This window comes from Occallatibacter sp. (genome assembly GCF_049802275.1).
GTDB lineage: Bacteria > Acidobacteriota > Terriglobia > Terriglobales > Acidobacteriaceae > Telmatobacter.
On sequence record NZ_JBARMD010000637.1, the window covers coordinates 1 to 6074 of the forward strand.

Annotated in this window: 5 protein-coding genes; 3 read left to right on the top strand and 2 right to left on the bottom strand. The window is 58.6% G+C overall.

The genetic code is table 11. From position 1 onward, the window contains the following. From WA354_RS21490 to WA354_RS21500, 3 genes are all read left to right on the top strand, one after another. Window positions 1-1262 (top strand): thiamine pyrophosphate-dependent enzyme (locus tag WA354_RS21490; protein ID WP_472815069.1); only part of this gene is annotated, 1262 nt, incomplete at its 5' end. Then, entirely contained in the window at window positions 1259-2275 is a 1017-nt protein-coding gene (locus tag WA354_RS21495) for a dihydroorotate dehydrogenase-like protein (protein WP_472815070.1), read from the top strand. The genes WA354_RS21490 and WA354_RS21495, both read left to right, overlap by 4 nt. Window positions 2276-3065: 790 nt before the next feature. After that, window positions 3066-4481, top strand: a complete 1416-nt coding sequence (locus tag WA354_RS21500) for an alpha-L-fucosidase (RefSeq protein WP_472815071.1) — start codon at window positions 3066-3068, stop codon at window positions 4479-4481. A gap of 6 nt (window positions 4482-4487) precedes the next feature. On the opposite strand, the gene WA354_RS21505 is transcribed toward WA354_RS21500, so the two are convergent. Both WA354_RS21505 and WA354_RS21510 read right to left on the bottom strand, forming a co-directional pair. Next, window positions 4488-4949, bottom strand: a complete 462-nt coding sequence (locus WA354_RS21505; RefSeq protein ID WP_472815072.1) for a hydrogenase maturation protease — start codon at window positions 4947-4949, stop codon at window positions 4488-4490. Window positions 4950-5037: 88 nt separating this feature from the next. Then, window positions 5038-6074: Ni/Fe hydrogenase subunit alpha (locus WA354_RS21510; protein ID WP_472815073.1), on the bottom strand; the 1037-nt coding region annotated here is incomplete at its 5' end.

Genomic DNA, 6074 nt, shown 5'->3' on the forward strand with positions numbered 1-6074 from the left:
ACTGGGAGTTCTTCCTCGAACTGCCTGAAGTCGATCGCAACAAGCTTTCGCACTCGCAGGTAAAGGATCTGCAACTGCTGCAGCCGCTCTTTGAGTTCTCAGGCGCCTGCGCAGGTTGCGGTGAAACGGCCTACATCAAGCTGCTCACCCAGCTATTCGGCGACCGGCTCTACGTCGCCAACGCCACGGGCTGCTCCTCAATCTACGGTGGCAACCTGCCCACCACGCCCTACAGCAAGAACGCGTCGGGTCGCGGACCGACCTGGGCCAACTCACTCTTCGAAGACAACGCGGAGTTCGGCTTCGGCATGCGCACCGCGCTCGATCAGCAGAAGGCTTTCGCCGAAGTATTGGTGACACGCCTGGCAGCAGCCATCGGTCCGGAACTTGCAGCCGACCTCGTCAACGCTCCGCAGAAGACAGAAGCTGAGATTACGGCGCAGCGCGATCGGGTGAAGATCCTTTCCGAGAGACTCGCCGGAAACGATTCGTCCGACGCACGCAATCTGCTTGCGATCGCCGACACGCTGGTTCGCAAGAGCGTGTGGATCCTGGGCGGCGACGGATGGGCGTTCGACATCGGCTTCGGCGGACTTGATCATGTCCTCGGTTCGGGCAAGAACGTCAATGTTCTCGTTCTCGACACCGAGGTCTATTCGAACACCGGTGGTCAGTCCTCCAAAGCCACGCCGCGCGGCGCGGTTGCCAAGTTTGCCGCAGCTGGAAAGCCGAACAGCAGAAAAGATCTGGCCATGGAAGCCGTCAGCTACGGCTCTGTATATGTTGCGCAGGTCGCCCTCGGCGGCAACGACAGCCATGTGGTCAAAGCCTTCCAGGAGGCTGAGGCGCACGATGGCCCGTCGATCATCATCGCCTACTCAAGCTGCATCGCTCACGGCTACGACCTGGTGCATGGACTCGAGCAACAAAAACTCGCCGTCCAGTCCGGTTACTGGCCCCTGATGCGCTACAACCCGGCACTGCGCGAGTCCGGCAAGAACCCGTTCCAGCTCGACTCCAAGGCGCCGTCCATCCGGCTCAAGGATTATGCCTACCGCGAAGCACGCTACACCATGCTTGCGCGCAGCAATCCCGAACTGGCAGCCGCACTGCTGAAGGAAGCACAGGACGATGTGGAGCGCCAGTGGCGCGTCTACTCATCCCGCGCATCCATGCCGGGTCGCGGCGAGACACCCAACATTGCGCCCGCGGAAAAGCCTGAAGAGAAACTGGCAGTCCCACCTGCCGGAGGATCAAAATGATTGATGTATCCACAAAGTACCTGGGTCTCAAACTGAATGGGCCCATCGTTGTTTCCTCCACTCCGATTTCTGAGTCGATCGAGAACGTGCGCCGGATGGAAGATGCCGGCGCATCGGCGATCGTGCTGACCTCGCTCTTCGAAGAACAGCTTGCTTTGGAATCGCGCGCGCTCGACGAAGATCTTTCGCGCGGCACCGAATCCTTTGCCGAGTCGCTAGGCTACCTGCCTGATCTCAACGACTACCGCATGACCCACGAGGTCTATCTCGATCACTTGCGGCGCGCAAAGCAGTCAGTGAAGATTCCGATTCTCGCCAGCCTCAACGGAGCGACCACCGGCGGCTGGGTGCGTTTTGCCCAGGAGTCGGAGGAAGCCGGAGCCGATGCGATCGAACTCAACACCTATGCCCTGGCTACCGATCGCAGCCAGACCTCGTATGAACTCGAAGCGCAGTTGCTCGAACTCGTCGAGAGCGTATGCAAGGCAGTCAAGGTGCCGGTCGCGGTCAAACTTTCGCAGTCGTTCACCAGCCTCCCGCACATGGCGTCGAAACTCGAAGACGCGGGCGCTGCCGGCATTGTTCTCTTCAATCGCTTTTATCAGCCCGACTTCGATATCGAGGGTCTGGAAGTGCGGCCCACGCTCCACTTCTCCACGCCGTCTGAACTGCTGCCCCGTCTCCACTGGGCTGCGATTCTTTACGGTCACCTCAACATCGACATCGCCATCACCGGCGGCGTGCACTCGGCTGAAGACGTCATCAAGAGCGTGATGGCCGGGGGCAACGTTGCCATGATGTGTTCGGCGTTGCATATCCACGGCATCGAGCACATTGGCCGCGTCCTCTCTGACCTGCAGTATTGGCTTGAGAAGCGCGAATACTCGTCACTCAGCGAAACGCGCGGCTGCCTCAGCCGTCGCTCCGTACCCGATGTATCGCCGTTCGACCGCGGCAACTACATCAAGACGCTCAGTTCCTATAGCCTGCGCCAGACGGTGGCAGCTTTCTGATGAGCATTGAAGTGTCATCCTGAGCGGAGCATGCTTGGGGCCCTGCGGACGACGTAGTCGACCGCGGGGTAAGCGCAGCGAAGGATCTGCTTTTTTCCTGGGTGCCAACGGCGGCCGCACAATCCTGTGCAGTCGCCGTTGGTTTTATGCGGTGTAAGATTTCGCTATGATTCTGCCCATATTGGTGGTCGCTCTGGCCGTGCCAGGGCAGGCGACTCTATCGTTCGAGTGCGGGAACATTGTCACCAGAACCAGCGATTTTTTGTCCAATACGGCGGGCCTGAGAGTCGCGTTTAAAGTGCACACGGAAAGCACAACGCAGGCGACGCGGCTCACCTCAATCGTTGTCAACTGTTCTGTCGTTCCCTTGCCTTCAACTCCTTCATTCCACGACGAGAATTCCTCGTACGAATTTGCATGCAATTTCCCTGCGAACGCGCAAAATGGATTCAGTGTCAGTAAGAGCGGCAGTCGCCCCAAAGAATCTCCCTGAAGGCAGCCACGATCTAGCGTTGATCCCACGCGCCGAAATGGCTCTAACTCCTTTGCTGAGAAATCTCTGCGGCTAAGTCACTTATTGAGAAGAATTTGCAGCGGGCCGTCCGCTCTAACCCATTGAAAGCGGGGAGCTTCTTTCCAGAGATGGGTGGGGGAGGGGGATAGCTGACCAGGAATTACCCCACGCCCCCCACACTAGTCTCTTCAAGCTTGCCGATGGCGGAAAGGCATTCGAAGGCTGGCCAACGGACCCGACCACTTATCATTCGTGTGAACCCTCGTGAGGACACGAATGATCCTGAAACCGCTTGCCGTCATTTCTGTTGCAATCCTCTCTCTCGGCGCACTTTGTTCCGCGCAGGACCCTGCAAAATACGAACCCACGCTTGAATCGCTCGACCAGCATCCGCTGCCGCAGTGGTATGCCGGTGCGAAGCTCGGCATATTCATTCACTGGGGCCTGTACTCGGTGCCCGGTTGGGCTCCTCTCACGCATCCCGATCACGACTTCTCCTCCAACGACTACATCAAGTACGACCCCTACGCCGAGTGGTACCTCAACACCATGCGCATCCCCGGCTCGCCCACGCAGGAGTACCACAAGCAACATTACGGCGACCAGGGCTATTACGATTTCGCGCCCGTCTTCAATCGTGAATCAAAAAAGTGGGATCCCGACAAGATGGCCGCAGTCTTCCGCGACGCCGGCGCAAGGTATGTTGTGCTGACCAGCAAGCATCACGAAGGCTTCACGCTGTGGCCCAGCACCACGCCGAATCCGACGCCGAGCCTCAAGCCGAATCAACTGCACGCCGAGCGCGACATCGTCGGCGACTTGACGACCGCGGTTCAGAAGCAGGGAATGAAGATGGGCCTCTATTATTCCGGCGGATACGACTGGACATTCAATACCGGCCCCATCCAAGTCAACGCCGACTACGATGCTGTGAAACCGCAGAGCGACGCCTACGGCAAGTATGCCTTTGCGCAGATTCACGAACTCATCAATCGTTATCATCCCGCGATCCTATGGAACGACATCGACTGGCCCAAAACCGGCAACGCTCTCCAGGTCGAAGCCGACTACTACAACGCCGTCCCTGACGGAGTCATCGACGACCGCTTCGGCATCAAGCACTCCGACTTCACCTCGCCGGAATACGAGAAGAAGGATCAGATCAGCGAGAAGAAATGGGAAGAATGCCGCGGTCTCGGCCGATCATTCGGCTACAACCGTGCTGAAGGCGAAGCTGAAACCATCGCCCCGGGAGAACTGATCGCCCTGCTCGTCGACATCGTCAGCAAGAACGGCAACCTCCTGCTTGACGTAGGCCCGGAGGCCGACGGCACCATCCCGCCGGTGCAGATGGAACGGCTGAAGGCCCTCGGCGCGTGGCTCAAGCAGAACGGCGAAGCCATCTACGACACCACACCGTGGACCAAGGCAGCAGGGAAGTCCGCTGAGGGCGACGATGTTCGCTTCACTAAGAAAGGCGACGACCTCTATGTGACCGTCCTTGGCAAACCGAAAGCGCAAACGATCACGATCCCCGACCTTCCAGTGAAAAATGGAATAACCATCAGTCAGCTCGGCAGCAATGATGACCTCAACACTAAAGATCAAACAAATGGAACGCGCATGGTGCTTCATGCGCCGCTCAAAGGCGATTACGCTTACTCATTCAAGCTGGCTGGGTACCTGCGCTGATTGGAATCAGCCGAGGAGTTGATTCACCGTAAGCGCGAGCAGTTCCTCCGCGTCGGGAAGCGCATCGCGGACTGCGGGGCTGAGGCCTTCACCCAATTCGATGCTCCCGGCGCCGATCGTGAGCAGACAAGCTCTGCGAGGCTGCATTCCATACAGGTCGTGCGCGACGCAGAGCAGTTCCGCAGCACCGAGGTGATGTGTAACCAGGCCCGGCTTCAACGAGGCAGAGCTCAGCTCACGCAACATGATCTGGCCGGGTGCCTGGTCCAGTGAACAGTCAACGAAGATTACCGTTTGGGCCGCGGCAATTTCTTCCGCCATATCCGGGGTCCACTGATGATCGCAGAGCACCCGCACTCGCGCATCATCGCGCCAGTGCTCTTCGGCCCACTGCGCAAGAAAAGGCCCGACGCCATCATCTTCGCGCATCGTATTCCCGCAAGCGAGGATGAGGCATCGAATCTGCATTGATTTTCGAATGAGCCACGAAACTTGGTGCCCCACGTCTCGATTTTGAGACCTGGGAATTCACTCCGTCTTCAGAGTATGCGCCTGACTAAGACCGCACAACTCGGTCTGCGACTTCACCGTCCGCCGACATAAGCGTCATTGCCAGCGGCATCTGTCCAAAGGCGTGTGTGGAGCAGCTGAGGCAAGGGTCAAAAGTGCGAATCACAGCCTCGACGCGGTTCAGCGCGCCTTCGGTGAACTTGCCGTCCTTTACATAGGCCTTCGCCGCCTGAAGAACGCCCCTGTTCATCGCGTTATTGTTGTGGCCGGTGGCGACAACGAGGTTAGCCCAGGTGATGAGCCCGTTCTCGTCGACCTTGTAGTGGTGACTCAGCGTGCCGCGCGGCGCCTCGATCTGGCCTGCGCCTTCAAGACGGTTGACGCCGGCGGTGGCGCGTACATGCTTGTCGAGGATCTGCGGATCGGCAAGAATCTGCTCGATCTTTTCAATGCCGTAGAGCGCCTCAACCAAGCGCGCATGGTGATAGAAGAAGGAACTCTCGACCGGGCCGTTTGCTAGCTGTTTGAACTCTGCCAGCTCATGGTCTGCCTTCGGTGTGCCCATGGACTTTACGATGTTGAGCCTCGCCAGCGGTCCTACACGGTAGCTGCCTTCTGGATAGCCGAGCGGCTTGTAGTAGACAAACTTGGTGTAGCTGTAATTCTCCACCGCTTCGCCAATCACTTCGGTGAAGTGCTGTGCCGTAATGCCGTCTTCAATGGTGTCGCCTTTTGGACCGATAAGCCGAAGTGCGCCATCGCTGAACTCAATGGTTTCGTCGTCGTTGATGAGTCCGAGGTAGTTCGACGGGAAGTTGGCGAAGACAGAGATCTCCTGCTGGAAGCGATCGGCGATCTGTTTGTAAGCCGCAAGCGCCAGGGCGACGTTGGCATATGCTTCGGGCAGCATCGCAAGCATCTCGTCACGCTTGGCTGCGGTCAAAGGCTCGGTGACTCCGCCGGGCACAACCCATCCGGTATGGATGCGCTTGGTGCCGAGCAGTTCGATCACGTGCTGGCCGAATCGCCGCAACCCGATTCCTGCGCGTCCCAGTTCGGGCCGTGCGGCGGCAACGCCGAAGA

Coding starts and splice junctions, on each gene's coding strand:
- WA354_RS21505 (WP_472815072.1), bottom strand. CDS start 4,949: ATGCAGATTCGATGCCTCATCCTCGCTTGCGGGAATACGATGCGCGAA.
- WA354_RS21500 (WP_472815071.1), top strand. CDS start 3,066: ATGATCCTGAAACCGCTTGCCGTCATTTCTGTTGCAATCCTCTCTCTC.
- WA354_RS21495 (WP_472815070.1), top strand. CDS start 1,259: ATGATTGATGTATCCACAAAGTACCTGGGTCTCAAACTGAATGGGCCC.